Source organism: Nonomuraea sp. NPDC050783 (genome assembly GCF_040802095.1).
In the GTDB taxonomy this organism is placed as follows: Bacteria; Actinomycetota; Actinomycetes; order Streptosporangiales; family Streptosporangiaceae; genus Nonomuraea.
Window position 1 is genome coordinate 43,906 of the sequence record NZ_JBFAHK010000019.1, and the last position, 16,697, is coordinate 60,602.

Annotated in this window: 11 protein-coding genes; 3 read left to right on the plus strand and 8 right to left on the minus strand. The window is 65.8% G+C overall.

Annotation, left to right across the window (positions count from 1 at the left end):
* Window positions 1–97: 97 nt before the first annotated feature.
* The 3 genes from AB0H75_RS37330 to AB0H75_RS37340 form a co-directional block, all read right to left on the minus strand.
* The gene (locus AB0H75_RS37330) at window positions 98–493 is read right to left on the minus strand and encodes a hypothetical protein (protein WP_367804379.1); all 396 of its coding nucleotides are present in this window, start codon (window positions 491–493) and stop codon (window positions 98–100) included.
* Between the two features lie 187 nt (window positions 494–680).
* On the minus strand, window positions 681–2,738 hold the full coding sequence (locus AB0H75_RS37335; protein ID WP_367804380.1) for a hypothetical protein: 2,058 nt from the start codon (window positions 2,736–2,738) through the stop codon (window positions 681–683).
* Window positions 2,735–3,118 carry a hypothetical protein gene (locus AB0H75_RS37340; RefSeq protein ID WP_367804381.1) on the minus strand — a complete coding sequence of 128 codons (384 nt, stop codon included), beginning with the start codon at window positions 3,116–3,118 and terminating at the stop codon, window positions 2,735–2,737. The genes AB0H75_RS37335 and AB0H75_RS37340 overlap by 4 nt, the downstream gene beginning before the upstream one ends.
* Before the next feature lie 300 nt (window positions 3,119–3,418).
* On the opposite strand from AB0H75_RS37340, the gene AB0H75_RS37345 reads away from it, so the two are divergent.
* Window positions 3,419–5,302 (plus strand): DNA/RNA helicase domain-containing protein, encoded by a 1,884-nt coding sequence (locus tag AB0H75_RS37345; RefSeq protein ID WP_367804382.1) that lies wholly within the window; start codon window positions 3,419–3,421, stop codon window positions 5,300–5,302.
* 107 nt (window positions 5,303–5,409) lie between these two features.
* Window positions 5,410–5,955, plus strand: coding sequence for a GIY-YIG nuclease family protein (locus AB0H75_RS37350; protein WP_367804383.1), 546 nt, complete (start codon window positions 5,410–5,412; stop codon window positions 5,953–5,955).
* A gap of 240 nt (window positions 5,956–6,195) precedes the next feature.
* On the opposite strand, the gene AB0H75_RS37355 is transcribed toward AB0H75_RS37350, so the two are convergent.
* Entirely contained in the window at window positions 6,196–6,495 is a 300-nt protein-coding gene (locus tag AB0H75_RS37355; RefSeq protein ID WP_367804384.1) for a phosphoribosyl-ATP pyrophosphohydrolase, read from the minus strand.
* A gap of 126 nt (window positions 6,496–6,621) precedes the next feature.
* Between AB0H75_RS37355 and AB0H75_RS37360 the strand changes: the two genes are divergently transcribed.
* Window positions 6,622–7,635, plus strand: coding sequence for an HNH endonuclease (locus AB0H75_RS37360; RefSeq protein WP_367804385.1), 1,014 nt, complete (start codon window positions 6,622–6,624; stop codon window positions 7,633–7,635).
* Between the two features lie 550 nt (window positions 7,636–8,185).
* Here the strand turns inward: AB0H75_RS37360 and AB0H75_RS37365 are convergent.
* The 4 genes from AB0H75_RS37365 to AB0H75_RS37380 are packed head-to-tail and all read right to left on the minus strand — an operon-like array spanning window position 8,186 to window position 16,501.
* Window positions 8,186–9,511 (minus strand): TIGR02679 family protein, encoded by a 1,326-nt coding sequence (locus AB0H75_RS37365; protein WP_367804386.1) that lies wholly within the window; start codon window positions 9,509–9,511, stop codon window positions 8,186–8,188.
* Window positions 9,508–13,710, minus strand: coding sequence for a TIGR02680 family protein (locus AB0H75_RS37370; protein ID WP_367804387.1), 4,203 nt, complete (start codon window positions 13,708–13,710; stop codon window positions 9,508–9,510). The genes AB0H75_RS37365 and AB0H75_RS37370 overlap by 4 nt, the downstream gene beginning before the upstream one ends.
* Complete coding sequence (locus AB0H75_RS37375; protein WP_367804388.1) at window positions 13,707–14,957, minus strand: TIGR02678 family protein; 1,251 nt, start codon at window positions 14,955–14,957, stop codon at window positions 13,707–13,709. The genes AB0H75_RS37370 and AB0H75_RS37375 overlap by 4 nt, the downstream gene beginning before the upstream one ends.
* Window positions 14,954–16,501 (minus strand): DUF2397 domain-containing protein, encoded by a 1,548-nt coding sequence (locus tag AB0H75_RS37380; protein WP_367804389.1) that lies wholly within the window; start codon window positions 16,499–16,501, stop codon window positions 14,954–14,956. The genes AB0H75_RS37375 and AB0H75_RS37380 overlap by 4 nt, the downstream gene beginning before the upstream one ends.
* Between the last annotated feature and the right edge of the window lie 196 nt (window positions 16,502–16,697).

Here is a 16,697-nt window from a genome sequence, read left to right on the forward strand (position 1 = left end):
ACCGAGTAATGAATCACTGCCACTAGGTTGATGCTCCTGCCCTCCGTATCCGAGCGGTCGTACCATCGTTACGCGGATGTTTGACCGGTCTCTTGATTTAGGTCGCTTTGGGGGTGCATTGATGCACTTCGCCATAGCGGTCGCGGGCTATGCGGAGCAACGCGATCAGGTCGGTTACTGCGTTCCGATTCTTGGCTATTTCTGAGAAGTCGATGCCCATCCAAGGGCGCTTGTCTCCGCATCGGAACAGCATGAAAGCGACGTAAGGACGCGTTCTAGGCTCGTCCTCGGTGTAGGCGACCAGTCCCTTTCCGAGATCAGGTGGCAGATCAGCCAGTCGGCGGCGGCCGAAGTTCTCCTGGGCGAGATCAAGCGCGTCGTCGCCGCCACGGATGGACCAGTTGAGGGAGAAGCGGGCGTACTCATTCCTCAGCAAGCAGCCGCCGTGAGTGGTCGGCACGCCGTCTTTGCTCTCCTTCAGCGGTATGGACAAGCCGCTGATCAGACGTACTGCTTGCTGCGGGATGACATCACACCAGTAAGGGCCTGAGTCGCTTACTGGGCGCGGGTCCGTCGTCGCGGGGGGTGGAGGCGGAGGATCGTTCTGCTTGCTACAGGCGGGGATCAGCGCCACGGTGAGCAGAGCCCCGAGGGCGGCAGCCATAGTAGCGGTGCGCATATCAGTACGTCTCGACTTTGAAGCTTTCGTGGACATCGACACCGGCGCTGTTGTCCATCGCCTCTTTCACTGTCTGCAAAGTGCTCTCGACCTTAGTGTGCCAGCGTGCCCACGCGATGAAATCATCGAACATGACCGGATCCGCCCTGATTTCGTCGAGCGGTTTGAGTGCGGGAGGCTGGCTGTCTGTGGCGAAGGACTTTCCTTTGAGGTCGGCGCGAGCCTCGGCGCTCCATTGACCGCGTGCGATACGAGTGCCGAGAACCATTGTTTTGATCATCGACATGGTCATCATGCGTTCATTGCTCGCCTGCTGCAGGGCCGACCCCGTCGTCATGCCCTCCTGGAGCATCCTGTCGACTAATAGCGCAGACAGTTTTTCGAATGCCATCGGGGTGAGCTTCTCGTTTGCCTTCTCGCCGAGTAGCCCGAAGCGAGCGGCCAATTTACCTGTTGGTCCGGTCAACTCGCTCAGCGCGCTGTTGATCAGGCTTTTCATCTCCTCCCTGGCCTGCTCGTCGCTCTTGGCTTGGGCCAACAAGTACAGTCGTCGGGTTTCGAGGATGTGCCCCATGAAGCGCGCCTCCGGTAGTAGTACTTCGTTGATCTGCTCCCCGCCGTCCCGTCTGTAGGACTCGTGCATCATGCTCAGCATCCGCTGCATCTCGGCCTCCACCAGTGCTTTCGTGGCAGCGGCGTCGGATCCGACAAAGGCCAGCAGTCGATCCATCTCGTCTGCGCGGACTCCCCGCAGCCCTGGTTCGCCATCCTCGAGAACACCGAAAACCTGGTCGATGTGCGCCGCCATGATCGATCCGATCGGGCCGGCCAGGAATGACAGGCGCTTCAGCTGATCCTGTTTGGCAATCTGAAGCTTGCCGTCACCACCGAGTTCGAAGACGCCCTTGAGCTCGTCTTTCAGAATAGTCAGCGCCTCGTTCGCGTACTTGAGTGACTCCTTGTCCTTGCCGCTCAGCGCCGTTCGCAGTAATCCCGCGAACGGGGCGTAGTTGCCCGTCATGTTGAAGCCGTCCAGTCGATCGGTGAGCAGGTATTTCATGATCGACTTGTCCCACCCCTTCGGGGTGTGGAAGAGCAACGCCTGCGCAGCCGGCTGTGAATACTGTGCCGCCTGGGCCAGGTCATCGATGACGCTCGCTTTGATCGGCTCTCCCGGCTGCCCCATTCGCGGCCCGCCCGGCTGCATGGAGTCACTTATTCCGAGCACTGTGGCCAGGTCCATGCTGTTGGCGTACGGGATGCGCGAGTCGGACAGCTCCTTCTGGTGCACGATGGCGTCTCTGCCGACCACTTCCATGAACCGTTTGGAGAAGGGTGGCTTGCCGTCGCTAGCTCTCCAGATCAGTGCCTGCGCCTGATAGCCGACGTAGGTCACTTCGAGGGCCTTGTGCTCCGCCCGCCCTTCCTTCTTCAACTGGTCCAGGAAGGTGTCTCCCATAAAGGCCTGGTCTTCAGGATCGGTGCCCTTCGCCAGTGCGGTGGCCAGCAGTTTCATGACCTGCTGGACCTGCTTCACCTGCTGAGGGTCGCGTTTCGAGGTCACGTTGGCGCGAACCTGTAAACCGAGCGCGGCCGAGAGCTCGGTCATGCCCTTGGCGCCCAGCTTGGCGAGGAAGGTTTTCACGAAGTCCGGATCATTGACGCGACCCGCGTACCTCTGCAGTTCCGCCATCGCCTTCGCGTCACCGCGGCCTGCGGCGATCGCCGCTTTGGCGGCCAGCGCGCCGTCAAGCTGTCCCTGGGCCTGTCGGAGCGAGTCCGGAACCGCGATGAGAGATCCTGTCGCTACGGATGCTCCGAGATTGATCTTGTGACGTTCTATCTCGCGGACGATGCGCTGCCGGTTGCGGAGGTCTTCGGCTTCCTGACCGACCTGTGCGGCGAGTTTCCTGATCCGCTCCGCAGGGGTGGTGTCGAGGCCGGCGCTCGTAAGCTCCCCGTATAACCGCGAGGCGAGCTCTTCCATTTGTCTGGCCGCCGCCGTGTGTCGGGTGACGAGGGTGTCGAACTCCGGCAGCTTGACTCCGCTGAAGCTCATCTCGTCTTCACCAGCTCGTCCCTGGACATGGCGACGGCCTGGGCAAGCATCGCGCGCAGCTCGCGCTGGCAGTCGTGCACCGACTGTCCGAAGCGGTTGCCCGTCGGACCCACCCATGCTTCGGCTTCCATGAGCTGGCAGGAGTCATGCAGAGCCCACCAGTTGTCGTCGGACAGCTTCTGGATGCGTTGCGCTGCCGCCTGCATGAGCTCGCGATCAGGACCAGGCATGCCGATCTCCTCGTGCAGCTGACAAGGGCCCCAGCTGACGATAACCCCGCACGGGTCAAATGCCCCGGTAACCAACTTTCTTGTGATTCCTCCCAATGCATTTGACCCAAGGAGCGAATGCCTTGCGTACAAGGAGAAACGCTCGGCCACGAACGCCATGCCATCGGTTACGACCGGCCAGCCGCAGTCCGCAGGTTTCTGTCGCGCCAGAGGACGGCGTAGCGACCGACCGGGGCTTGACATCGTCTGCAGGCGATCACCAGGGAGAAGAGCCTGGTGACGGCCTCGGAGTCCAGACGATCTGCTTCGCGAACTCCTTGGCCCAGCGCAGCGACGAAGATCTAGGTAATCTTCTGGGCGTATCGGTGATGCGGCCCGACGGGCTTCCGCCTTGGTGGCGGACACGCCCCCATACCGCACGAGTCTTTCGTGCTGCCTGGGGGTACATCCGTGGCCGTTTTCCGGCATTCGGCGGAAAGCCTGGTCCAGCTGGTGTCTGAGTCGGTGCCCGAGCGTGTTCTCAGCGAGGTGATCGCTGAGAACCTGCGCGCCACCCAAGGCATCAATCCGGGCAGAGGGGAGCGCCGGTCCTGGGACCGGAGCCTCCCGATCCTGGCCCGAGATCTGGTCGCGGCCGGGTTGGGCGGCGTCGAGATGCTCATCGAGTACCAGCTGCCGTTAACCAGCAAGCGGGCGGATGTCATCCTGGCCGGACGCGACCGGCGTACGGGTGCCGACTCCTACCTGATCGTCGAGCTCAAGCAGTGGAGCCAGGCCGAACTGTACGAGGACGACGCCGAGCTAGTCCTGGTGCCGGGCATGGGCGAGCGGCCCAAGCTTCACCCGGTCGTGCAGGTACGCGGCTACTGCGAATACCTCGCCGACTTCGTCGGGGCCCTGGACCAGCACCGAAACGCGGTACGCGGGGTGGCCTACCTGCACAACGCCAACGACCTGGACATCCACGATCTCTACGATCACGTCGAGGACGAACGCACCCGGCTCTTCAGCAAGACACGCCGTGGTCAGTTCGTGGACTACCTCAAGGCGCAGTTCGCGCCCGAGCCCGGAGCCGACGCGGCCGATCGCCTGCTCTCCAGCTCCATCCGGCCGTCCAAGCAACTGCTCAAGGCCGCCGCCGGGGAGATCAAGAATCGCGACCAGTTCGTCCTGCTGGCAGAGCAGCGCTTGGCCTTCGAGATGGTCATGCACGCGGTGGAGAAGGCCCATGCGAGCAATTCCAAGCAGGTCGTGATCATCACGGGCGGACCTGGCTCCGGCAAGAGCGTCATCGCGCTGTCCCTGCTCGGCGAGGTCTCCAACCGTGGCTACTCGGTCCTGCACGCCACCGGTTCACGCTCCTTCACCGAGACGATGAGGCGAGTCGTCGCCAAGGGGTCGACCCGGATGAAGGCCATGTTCAAGTACTTCAACAACTTCATGGCCGCCAAGCCCAACGATCTGGACGTCCTCATCTGCGACGAGGCACACCGCATTCGCGAGACCTCGGAGAACAGGTTCACCAGGTCGACTCAGCGAACGGGCCGGCCACAGGTGGACGAGCTCATCCACGCAGCGAGAGTGCCGGTCTTCCTGCTGGACGAGCATCAGGTCGTACGACCGGGTGAGATGGGGCGCGTCGCCGACATCACCGCTCACGCTCATTCCCTCGGCCTTGCCGTGCACCAGGTCGATCTGGACGCGCAATTCCGGTGTGGCGGGAGCCGCACGTACGAGGAATGGGTGCTCCGCCTGCTGGGCTTGAACGGCGAGGCCCCAGAGGTGTGGAAGGGAGACGATCACTTCGCCCTCTCCCTCACCGAGTCCCTGTACGAACTGGAGGCCCTGCTGCGGGCCCGGCTCGAGGCCGGCTACTCGGCACGGATCACCGCGGGGTTCTGCTGGCCCTGGAGCAACCCGAACGGCGACGACAGCCTCGTCGCCGACGTCCGGATCGGCGACTGGGCACGGCCGTGGAACGTCAAGGGCGACCGCGCTGTGGGGAACGCGCCGGCCAGCGCCCTGTGGGCCTCCGCGCCTGGTGGTTTCGAGCAGGTCGGGTGTGTCTACACGGCCCAGGGCTTCGAGTACGACTGGAACGGCGTGATCTTCGGCCCGGATCTCGTCTACCGCGACGGCAGGCTGGTCACCGTACGCAGCGCCAGCAAGGACCCGGCGCTGACGCGTAAGGGCGTCAGTGACGAACAAGCGGACCAATTGATCCGCAACACCTACAAGGTGCTGCTGACCCGCGGCATGATGGGCACCGCCCTCTACTCGGTCGATCCCGAGACGCAAGAGTTTCTCGCGGGACTGCTGGAAGGGCAGGCATGAGCAACTGGGCAGAGTTCGATTCCGCCCGGAACCGCTGCACCGCCTTTGTGCGCAGTGTCAGTGACGTGCTCTAGCCTTCCCCACACAGAGAAGACGGGAGGGCAAGGATGGACGCTGCTGGATTGCTGAGTCCGGTCAAGTTGTGGGAAGCAGCCGAAGTCCTCGCCCGCCCAAGTCCGGTTCCGGACGCTGCGGGCATCTATGGGTGGTACTTCACCCGGCCTCCGCACCCGAGCCTGCCTGCTGACCGTCTCCTCTACGTGGGAATCGCTCCCCGCCGCATGGCGACCCGCGCCAGCAGGCAGAATCTCCGGACCAGGGTGCGGTATCACTTCCGCGGCAACGCGGAAGGCTCCACGTTGCGTCTCAGCCTCGGTTGCCTGCTCGGGCTCGAGCTTCGACGGGTGGGCAGCGGAAAACGGATGACCTTCGGCAAGGCCGGCGAGAAGGAACTCACGGAGTGGATGGCTGAGCACGCTCGTGTGTGCTGGGTCCCTCATGACGAGCCTTGGGCGGGAGAGTCCGTACTGATCGCTCAGCTGGATCTCCCCCTCAACCTGGATCAGAACCGCCGTCACGCTTTTCATGCGTACTTGAGCGGTCTCCGCGCTTCGGCTCGTGCCCAGGCCCGTAGCCTTCCCATCGGTTCTTGAGATCCTGCAGTGTCGATGTCAGGGGCTTGCATCTCTTGCTCATGAGTTCAAGCACATCGACGTAAGTCAGGAAGGTCGTATGGGAGATAACAAATCCCAGTGGTGGGTTCGATATTCGCTGGACCATGAGGTCTGATGGTAGGCAGGACTTCTGATTTGCTTGGGATAGCAGGCTGACCAGGTATACCCATCAGATCTGTAGTCGCAGATCGGGCACGCTGTCATAGGGTGCCTGTAGCTTCACTCCAGGTAGAGGCGATGGTGGAACGCTCCGCGCTCCTCGCGCTTGTCGGCTGCGATCTTCTCGATCACGCTCCAGTCGTGCCCCTGCACCGTGGCTAGCGCGCGCAGCACTTCGTAGACGTCGGCAATTTCTTCCGCGACCTCGGAGGGGGAGGCTTCGCGGAGTTCTTCGACCTCCTCAAACAGTTTGGTCAGTAGAGCCTTGCGATAGTCGCTGTCGTCCAGAGCGGTAACAGCCGGCTCTTTACCGCTCCGGCGAATAATGTCCGGAATCTTGTCTCGAACTAGTTTTCCCATGCTCCATGCCCTTCCCTTTAGGTCGTCTACCTGCAATGCTCCGGAGCCTATCGAGCCCCGGTGACATTCGTCTGATCGCGAACTACCCTGAACCGGTCGAAACGCGATCAAGGCTGGTATGTACGGATGACTGTGGAGTTCTTTCGCGAAGAGCCGGCCGCTCGCTCCTCATGGAGGTTGGCTGTGCTCATGGGGGCCAACACGCGTACCTACAAGTTCGCCTTGGGAGAGGCGTTGCTGGGCGCCGCTGCCGAAGGACGCACCGACCTCCCTCTACGAGACCTGGCGAGCCCGTATGCCATGAGTCTGGTGAAGCACTTGGCGCAGGCGCCGCAGGCCTCATCCAGGAGTGTTGCCGGCGGAACGGACTTCCTGACTGTGGCCCAGGAGGAAGCCGCGGAGTCCATACAGCTTGGCTCGCCCACCGAGAGGCTGCTTGCTGCCGCCATGGAGTCGATGCCGAAGATGGTCATGCAGAAGTTCCACAATCTGCGTGGCGACGGCGGCGCTGAGGTACCTCATCGCTTCTACGAGGTGACCGGCAGCTCTCGGGAACGGGTGGTGAGGCTGGCAGAGCATCTCCGTGAGGTGGCCCTGTCGGAGCAGAAACCGACCTTGCAGGCCGAGTTGGTCGCGAGATGGAGCATCGTCGAGACCTCCTTCGCCGCTGGCATTGGCCGAAGCCTGATGGAGGAGGGCGTCGCGGTCGATATGACGACGCTGCGGATCACCGACAAAGAACGTCGGCGCTCAGTAGCTGGCGTCACTGAGGCAGTGATCGGGTTTCAGCATGGCCGGTGCATCATCTGTGCTCAGCCACTCATTCCCGGCGTCGATGAGATCGCGGTCGACCACGTCTTTCCATACTCCTTCAAGCGGCTTCTGAGCGGTACGAAGCTCGACTTGGACGCCATCTGGAACCTTGCCCCTGCGCACAGACCCTGCAACGGCCAGAAGAGCAACCGGCCGCCCTCGCGGGGCGAGCTCACCCGTCTGGCTCTGCGGAACGAGGCGATCATGCAGTCACCGCATCCGCTGAAGCGAACCCTCCATCTGACGCTGAAGAGGCACGGCTATTCAGGCGGACGGGTCGGCGACTGGTGGGACTTCATCGAGGGAGTGCGTAACCAGTTCCAGTAGCGGCGCGAGAATGGGCGGGGAACTCGCTGTTGCTCCCCTGCTCGGGGCGTTCGCTAGAGTTCGTCAGCTACGCAGTGGAGCAGGACGCTCGGTACAGCTCGGCTGTGAATGAGCCAGGCAGGGGTGAGGCGGGATACCCGCCAAGATCATCCCCCGTATGTCCCCAGAGCGCTGTCCTACGGCTGCATTCGGCTACCCTCAACGGCATGCCGAGGCTCTGGAAAGCAAAAAACCTGCGGCTGAGAAACCGCAGGTCAGAGGCCAAAATGCCTGGTCGAGATGAGTGCCCCCGGCAGGATTCGAACCTGCGGCACCCGCTTTAGGAGAGCTCCAGTCGTTTCGAGTCCAACATGTCCACCCGATGGGCGATATACGGTTGTACTCGAGTGTTCACCAACTCCTCGACAAGGGCCTCCCATCGTCCATCGATTGACGGGCGTTTGTGCTGGTCAAGTCGGTATTTGCAGGGAGAACCCTGCGACGCGTTACCGCTCTTCGGATGCGGGTCTTCTTGAGGGTTCGTATCCCCTGGCGCCACTGCTTCTACAATTCATGGAAGGCTCCACGCTGTCTCGTTGACGCTTAGATCGGTGAGCAGGATCGGCATGAGCGTCTCCTCGTGGATGGCGAGGTTTTGTCGGCGCATAGCTTCCGTGAGGTTCGGTTCCCATGGGGTCGGCGCTGGAGTACCAGTGAGGGTAAGAACCGAGTCCGGCGGCAAGGTCGCTACGGCCGCCAGGTAGTCGCCGGTTCGCATACGCCACGGCTCCGCGCCGACCGCGAACAGGCGTGTAGCGATTGCCACTCCCGGCCAGTCGAAATCACCGTGATAAAGAACCCGGGCGCCGTCATGCACGAGCCGTCGCAAGGTCTGCCATCCCGCAAGGGACGGGTTGCCGGCGAGGCACAGCATGGGGACGGATACTCCCGCTCTCGCCGCCGCTTGCAGAACTTGCGGATTCTCGCAGGCGAACACCTGAGTTCCGGGTGTGGCCAGTCGTACGCCGGTCGCCGCTCCGCGCAGTTCGTGCAGAGTCAGGTGCGTCATCAGACCCATGTCGGTACGGGCGCGCATCATTTCCGGCCAAGGGCCGGGCCCGGGCGGACTGAGGTTGAGGACGAGGGCAGTGCCGGACACCAGATCCGGGGTCACTCCTAACCGGGTCCACAGGTTACATCGCTCCTCGGCTGTCTCGGGTGTGGCGATGCCGAATGCCGCCGCGGCCGCACGGAGCAGAAGCGAAGCGGTGAGTTTGCCGTCGTCCAGGCCGTGCGCGTCGCCAAGACACCGCCCGGCCAGTTCAGCGAGTTCCCAGTCGGCATGGGGAACGACGGTGGCTTCGAAGGCGCCGGCCGCTGCGCATTCCCGGAGTACGGCCGCGAACTGAGGAACTACCGTGGTAGCGGCATCGACGCCGGCTCTGGTCAACATTCCCGAGCGACGTACCCCCTCGACGAAGACCGGGGTCCAGTCCGCGCCGGCAAGACCGGCCGCCCCGAGGGCCGCATCGAGTTGTTGCCAGATGCCGGCCCACGAGGCGCGGGTCTTTTCCCGGGCTGCTGCGCGATCGACGAGTTCGCCGCCTGTGAGCTGCTCCACGACCGTGACCAGGCCAGCCGCTGCGGCCGATTTCCGCAGTGCCTGGTCGAGCGTGGTGAGGGAGACGCGCGCCCGGCCCGCGGTGACCGGCTTGCCGAGCAGGCCCGCGAGCTTGCCGGCGCCGTCCTCGTCCAGCGTCACGGTGACCGTCCCGGTGACGGCCAGCCTGCCCCTTTCCAGCTTTGTACGTGCGGCCGCCCACAGGGGAGTCAAGCAGGGATCGGCGAGGTAGCGGCGAGTGCGCTCAGGAAGCGGGTGAGGGGTGGACGGGCTCATCGGGCCGCTCGCAGGTGCCGGTTGCGGCCGTCCCAATGGATGTGGGTGGTGACCGCGGCCGTGCCTTCCCCGCGCCTGATCTCGTAGCAATCCAACGCCGGCACCTGGGCGAAGAAGCCCCAGAGAGCGTGGCCTGTCATGGCGAAGTCCAGGTCGAGCCGGACGAGCAGCCCCAGCAATTCGCCGATCGTGGGGTCGTCGACCTTGGCGAAGGCGTCGTCGAGCAGGATGAGGCGCAGCGCCCTCGCCGTGTCCGGCAGACCGGACAGGTAAGCGTCGGCGGCGGCGAACAGCGTCACATACGACACGAACCGCGTCTCTCCTTGGCTCAGTTTGGCCCGCCGGCTGATCTTCCGCTCGCGCCCTGGCTCGGGCCCGGTGATGATGACTTCCACCTCGTGCCACGCTCGATAGTCCAGTGCGGACCTCAGATGCGTCGCGTACCCGGCAGTGGGGTCCGTCGCGAACTCCTCGTTGACGCGCGCGTTGAGCAGGTCGGTCAGCTCTCTGGTCTGCTCGGGGGAGCGGACGTCGTCCGCGGTGGACACGAGCGTGCGGATCCTCGCGACGGCGGGTCCGACGTGGTCGGCGAGGTTCCAGCGCAGCCGCACCCCGATCCCGTGGCTGGTGCTGATGCCGCTCAGGCTCGTGTTCATCGCCTTGATCAAGGCCCCGGCCTGCAAGAGCCGTTGCCGGAGCTCTTCGGCGACGCCCCCGAGAACGAACTCGGTGAAGACCCGCCTCTCGCGCTCGCTCAGCGCGTGCCGTCCCTCTTCGCACTGACGGCCGAGCTCGGCGGCGGCCTCCGGCAGCGAGCGCTGACCGGTGCCGTCGACGATCACGATCAACCGGACACCGCCGTCCACGGTCGGGATCACGTCGAAGCCCCCGGAGAGCTCACGTTCCACGGTTTGCTGCGCCCGGATCAGCGCGTTCTCGTCGACGGCCGCGCCGCGTCGGTCGAGCGCCGCCAGCAGACCTTGCAGGGCGGTCCTGACAGTGGCGGGGTCGGCGTCGGACTGGGGCACCTGCGGTCCTGGCTGTCCAATCGCCGCGGCCGCCACGCCGGGCAGAGCCAGCCGGTGCGCGAGCCGGTCCACCGCGTCAGTGAGCGACCGTCGTTCGCGGGCGGCACGGTCACGTGCCGTACGCGCCTCGGCCTCGGCCGTGCCCTTCTCCTCCGCCAGCTTGGCGATGCGGCGACGGAGATCGGTCAACTGCCCACTGCACGCTTCGAGTGAGGACTCGGCGGCTTTCAGCTCCGCACGCACCCTGTCGGCCGCCGCCCCGACATTGGCCTTCAGCGCGGCAAGTTCGGAGGCCTCCCCGTGCCAGGTGGCCCACTGCCGCTCGGCCGTGACCTCAGCGTTGTGCCGTTGTTCGCGAGCCGCATGGGCCTCCGCCACGGCTCTGCCGTGGAGGTCCACACGGTGTCGTAGCTCAGCGATGAACTGACGCGTGCTCTCACATCGCCGTCCGGCCTTCCTGAGCTGGTCGCGTACTGTGTCGAGTTCGTCGACGGTGGTGGGCAGGCCGAATGCCGCGCAAGCCTCACGGTGGGCAGTGAGCGCTGTCGTCCATTCGCGGCGCAGCTTGACGGCCTCTCCCCGGGCCTTGCGGGACTCTGTTTCGGCCTTCTCCACCCGCTTGACCGCTCCCGTCAGCACGACACGTGCGGTCTGCACCGGCTGGCTGCGCGGGGCTGAGCGGACGTGCGTGTCAAGCGTCCGGCGCTCGTCGAGCAGAGCCTGCCGCCGGGCGGCACGAGTCGTGGCCGCCTCGGCAAGAACGGCGAGCGCCGCGTCAATCTCGGCGAGCCGCGCCGCTCGGGCTGCGGCTCGGGCTGCGGCGCCGATGTGCCGGGCCGCCGTCGTGCGGTGACGGCCGGTCAACGGGCCATTCCCCCAGGCGCCGTCGTGGTCCACCCAGGTCGGATGGCTCTGATCGCCCCAGGAGATCCGCGCGAGCACATTCTGGACGACCTCCGCCGGCAGAGGTGAGCCGGCTTCGACGACGATTGCCTCGTTCAGCGAGTGTGCGGCCACCGGACCGATGGGGTGCACCAACAGGTGGCCGTCCGGCGCGACGAGGCCGCCGGTCGCGTCGATCGTCGCGGTCAGCAGGCCAGAGGCCAGCAGGGCTCCCTCTAGGCCGGCGCGTTGCCGCTCGTCGAGATGTGGGCGGAAGTCAATGACCCGCCACAAGGGCACCTGGTCGCCGGACGCGGGGTGTGTCCAGTGCGATCGCGGGGGATCGGGATCGTGCGCGGCGAGAAGCTCGTCCCGCTCCGTCTCCAGATGCCCGCGCTGTTCGTCGTCCGACTCCTGTTGGCTGATCAGGCCGGCGAGGGTGAGGGACAGCCGGTCCCGCACCGCTGTGGCGGCATGCGAGGCGACATGGTCGAGCTCGGGGAGTAGCCCGGCCAGGTCGTCGCCTGCCAGCGTGCCGGCGTCGTCGAGCACCGGATGCAGAGCGGTGGAGCGCCAGTCGACCTCGCCCAGCAACCTCTGCGTCGTCTCGTGGGCAATCCAGGCCGACCAGTCGCGGGCCAGGGCGAGGGCAGCCTCGTCAAGAGCCTTCTCTTCCTCCTCGGCCTCCCGTGTGGCATCCGCCAGCCGTTGCTCCTCCCGCGACGCTCGTTTGTCGGCCGCCTCCACCTCGCGCGCCTGCTGGTCGAGCCGAAGAGCCTGTTCGCGACGGGAGATCGCGTGCACATCGCGCTGCTTCGCGGCGTGCTCGGCGCGGACCACCCGGTCGATCGCATCGGACAGGTCCGGGGGCATCACGTCGAGGCGGGTCGGCGCCGGGCGGATCAGTGGTTCGGGTTCGGCGTGCAACGACCGCCGGACCACCTCCGCGCCGCCCGTATCGCCGTCCTCACGTACGTAGCTGACCTGCGGCAGGGTCGCGTGTACGCCGGCCTGTGCCAGCAGGTCATGGGCTTCCGTCACGGCGGAAATGACCTCCCGGATGGTGTCCGTCACCTCTTCGGCGCGCTCGTCGGCTGCACGTACTCTGCTGGTTTCGCCGTCCCTGGCGGCCTTCGCCGTGCCAAGTGCGGAGAGCGCCGCACTCTCCAGGGCGCGGACCGTGACCTCGCGGTCGTGCAGCTCCCGCATGGCGCTGTACGCCTTGGAGCCGCGAATGCCGTCAACGGACCTGCGCAGTTCCTGTTCGCTGATCGTCAGCTCCGCCACCTGGGCGTCGGTCCTGGCGTGCTCGTCGGCCAGCCGCAGGTGCCTCTCGCCCAGCTCACCGGCCTCCCGTACGGCGTCTTCAGCGATGACGGCGGCGGCTCGGGCGGCCTCGGCCGTCTCGACCAGGACGCCCACGGCGTAGCGCCGGTAGGTGTCGAGGAAGCCGGAGACCACTTTGTGCGCCGTCTCCAGCCGCTGCTGAGCGGTGCGTGTCTCCAAGAGGCCATCGAGTTGCTCGCCTGCCTGGGAGAGTGCGGCTTCGCTCGGTGGGGGCAGCGCGTCGGAGAGGATCTGCGGGAGCCTGCCCTCCTCGATCCGGTTGCCGACATCGGGGGACCTGAGCGTTCGAAGCAGTTGAAGGAGGCCGGCGAAACGTTCTTTGCCCGAGTCGCCCGTCAGCCCGAAGACCGCGGCGCGTACGCGTTCGCGGTGGGTTTCGGGTGAGTCGGTGACGTGGTCCGCGCCGATCGCTTCGGCCAGCCTTTCGCGCGACAGGGGTGTTCGATCCTCTCCGAGCAGGACGAGGTCTTGGCCCACACGCTGCGGTGTGGTGAAGTACCAGGCCTTCGCCTCGCCGGTGGATTTGGCGAAACGCACCATCGCGCCCAGGGTCAGGAACTCGGGCCGGACAGCGTTGTCCGGGCTCTTCACGCCGTCCCCGTACTGGATGAGCTCCAGCCAGAGGTAGCCCAGCCTGTTCGGCTGCTCCTCACCTCCAGCTCGCATGAGGTCTTCCAGACGGACCCGGCCCGACCCTGTGGCGTCCATTTTGCGGCGGTCGGCATCAAGGAGAAAGGGCAGCAGCATCTCCAGCGCCCGGGACTTCCCCGAGCCGTTGGTGCCGCGCAGCACCAATCGTCCGCCGGAGAAGGCGAACTCGGTGTCGTAGTAGTACCAGACGTTGACCATGCCCGCGCGGTGCAGTCGCCACCGGAGCGGATGGTGCTGGGGCGTTTGCGCTACGGCGGCGAGCCCTTCCTGGGCACTGGACAGCAGGGTCATGTGGGTTCTCCGTTTTCATCGGTGCCGTCCGTGAACAAGGGGGCCTGGAACTGCTGCGCGTCGTCGTCGAGCCGCCGTTTGGCGCGGGTGGCCGGGGGCGCGAGGCGGACCGCCGGCCGGTAGCGGGCGGCGGCGGGATGCACCACCAGGCCCTCTCCCGTGACCGTGCAGAGGCCTACGGCTTTCAGCAGGTCGGCCGCCTCGTCCCGGAGCTGCAGCGGATGGTCGAGGACGTCCGTCCGCCAGACGCCGACGTGGGCTTGCGCGAGCTTGCCGAGTTCGTCGTCCACGACGTGCCAGGGGGCGAGCACGCCAGGCAGGGTCCGGCCGTCGAGCGTCACCTCTGTGCCGGGGCTCGGCTGCAGGGCCTCGATCAGGGCGTCGATGAGGAGCAGCGCGGCTTGGCGTACGGTACCGGTGCCGGGGAAGACGACGTCGGTGAGCTGCGCGTCGGCGTCGTAGGCGAGCGCTCCCTCCGCGCGTACTTCGAGGGTCAGGCCGAAGCTCTCCTCGAGGACACGGGTGAGCTCGGTGCGTTCCCGGCGCAGCACGTCGCGCTCGGCGTCGCTGAGGTCGCCGCGATGTACCAGGGGGTTTTCCACGAGTTTGCGGCGCAGCGTGCGGCGCGGTTGTTCGGGCTCGTCCGGATCCGCTACCCACAGCAGGTCGGGACGGTCCAGCGGATGCAGGGGGCGGAAGACAAGATGGGGCAGCAGCCCGCGGGTGACGGTCAGCAGTGCCTCCTCGCGACGTTCACCCCATGCCGTCACGGTTCCGTCCGTCTCGGTCAGGACGCCCCAGGCCAGCAGAAGATCGATGGCGGCGACGAGGTCGCGCCGTTCGGCAAGCGTGTCGTCGATCGTGATTCCCGCGGTGACCGCGTCCGCCCGGATCTGTTCGACGAGCTGTGACAGCAGAACCTGCTCACCCACATCGCGCGCCAGAAGCCCGGCGCAGACCAGCGCCAGATAGGTGTAGGTACGCGGTGTGAACTCGCTGCCGGAAGAGCGGCGAGCGGGGCGGACCGGGGCCTGCGCGGGCAAAGGTGCCTTGATCAGCCGGGCGAAACCGGACTCGACGACCAGCGCGTAGCCGAGCAACCGCCCGAAGGCCGGCTTGAGCGCGGAGGCGTGCCTGCGTACGAGCGCGAACTCCTCAGTATGGCGGTACGCGGTGAGCACGGGGTTGGCGAGTAGCGCGCGGGCGGCCATGCGGCGTTCGTCGGCGTCGTGAGCTGCGGTAGTCATCCGTCGGTTCCTGTCTGGGTGACGTCGGCGGGATCGCCGGATCTCGAGAGAGGCAGGACGCTCAGTGCCAGGTTGTGAACGGTGAGCTGGCCGTCGTCGGAATGGACCCTGGTCTCGCCTCCCGGAAGCGGCGTGGCGACCAGCGTCAGGCCCAGGTCGGTGTCCTGGGAGGCGACCGGCGTGGTCAGCTCCTGCGCCAGGGCGAGCAGGGCTGAGAGCCGTTCCAGCAGCAGATCGCGGGCCGCGCGGGAGATGGCGGCGTCGCTGAGATCGCCCACGGCGAGCAACTCCGCCGCCGCTCCAGCCTTACGCTCGGCCTCCTCACGCGCTTCGGTCAGCAGCCGCTCCCGGTCGAGACCCGGATCCGGAACGCGTGCCGTACGACCCCGCGCGGCCCTGTCTCCGCGTATGCGCAGCGAGATCGGAACCTCCACCGGATCGGCCTCCCACCACGAGGTGCCGGGCGTGGCCCGTGCTCCGGTCTCGTCGGGTCCCATCAGAAGGTGCCGTGAGGGGTAGGCGCCGAACGCGGCTGCGAAAATGCGATGCGCCTCCTCGGTGTCGGCCTCGGCGAACCACGCCGCGAGCCGCAGGAAGTCGGCGCGGCGGGACACTCCAGTGCCCGAGGCGGCAAGCATGCGCTTGGCGTTCGCCAAGAGCTGACCGAGCGCCTGCTCGGCCGCCGCGCGTAGCTGAGCGGGGCCTGATCGCCCCTCTCCGCCGCCGTACCACATGACCAGCTCGTTCCATTCAGCCGCCGTTCGCCCCGGCGACCGCTCCGCAGGGCTGCCGTCAGGGCCGGTGAGCCGGGGGAGGGTGGCGAGCGCCGTGAGCAGCCGATCGAGGCCGGCGACGATCTTCTCCAGTCGGACGGCTACCGCGGGCGCGTGCCGGGCGACGTCGGCGGAGATGAGATCGACGTATTCGAGGAGAAGGGTTTTGAACGCCGCGTACTCGGCACCCGCCAGGTCATATCGGGACAGGACCTGGTGCAGGTAGGCGTAGAAATCCCGCACGCTCTCCGTGAACAGTCTTTGGTTGTTAAAAACGGTGGTCACGTCGGTGGCCAGAGCCTCTGCGTCCAGGTACCGGTCCCGGGAGATCCGTAGCAGGATGCGATCGAGGATCTCGACGGTACCGCCGAGCAGTTCCCGGGCCACTTCCCTCGCGCCGTCGGTGGCAGACAGCACGTCCTCGATCTGGCGGTGCACGCGACCGCCGAGTTTCGAAACCTGATAGCGAGAACGGGAGCGTAGCCATTCGGCGACCGTCGCCACGCGTGCGTCGCGTGTGGACGGGACCAGGTTTCCCCAATGCTTCAGCTGACGGCAGCGCGCCTCTACGTCGTCCATCGAGAGCGCGATTCCGGCTTCCGCCAGAAGCGTGGCCGCTTCCGCTGCCGACAGGTCAGTCAGGAGGGTGTCGGTGAAGAGTCGCATCAGCGCGATGTACTCGTGGGCGTGCTTGTCAGCGGTGGCGTAACTGTACAGCTCTAGCCGCGCCTGCGCATCGGACGGGGAGTCGACAGCATCATCCTGTTCCATGCTTCGTCCGCCTAGGTTCTTGACGGTTGGCCAGCGGCTCAGAGCCGTTGGCCAGGGAAAAAATACTTCCACTTCAAGGTAAACATGGCCACTGACAGTTTCCGGTCGACGGTTTGAATCGAAAATCCATTCGAAGTCCAGTCGGGGTGATATGTAAGGAAAGGTGAGAGATGTGCCGAGCGAGCGCCAGTCCGCT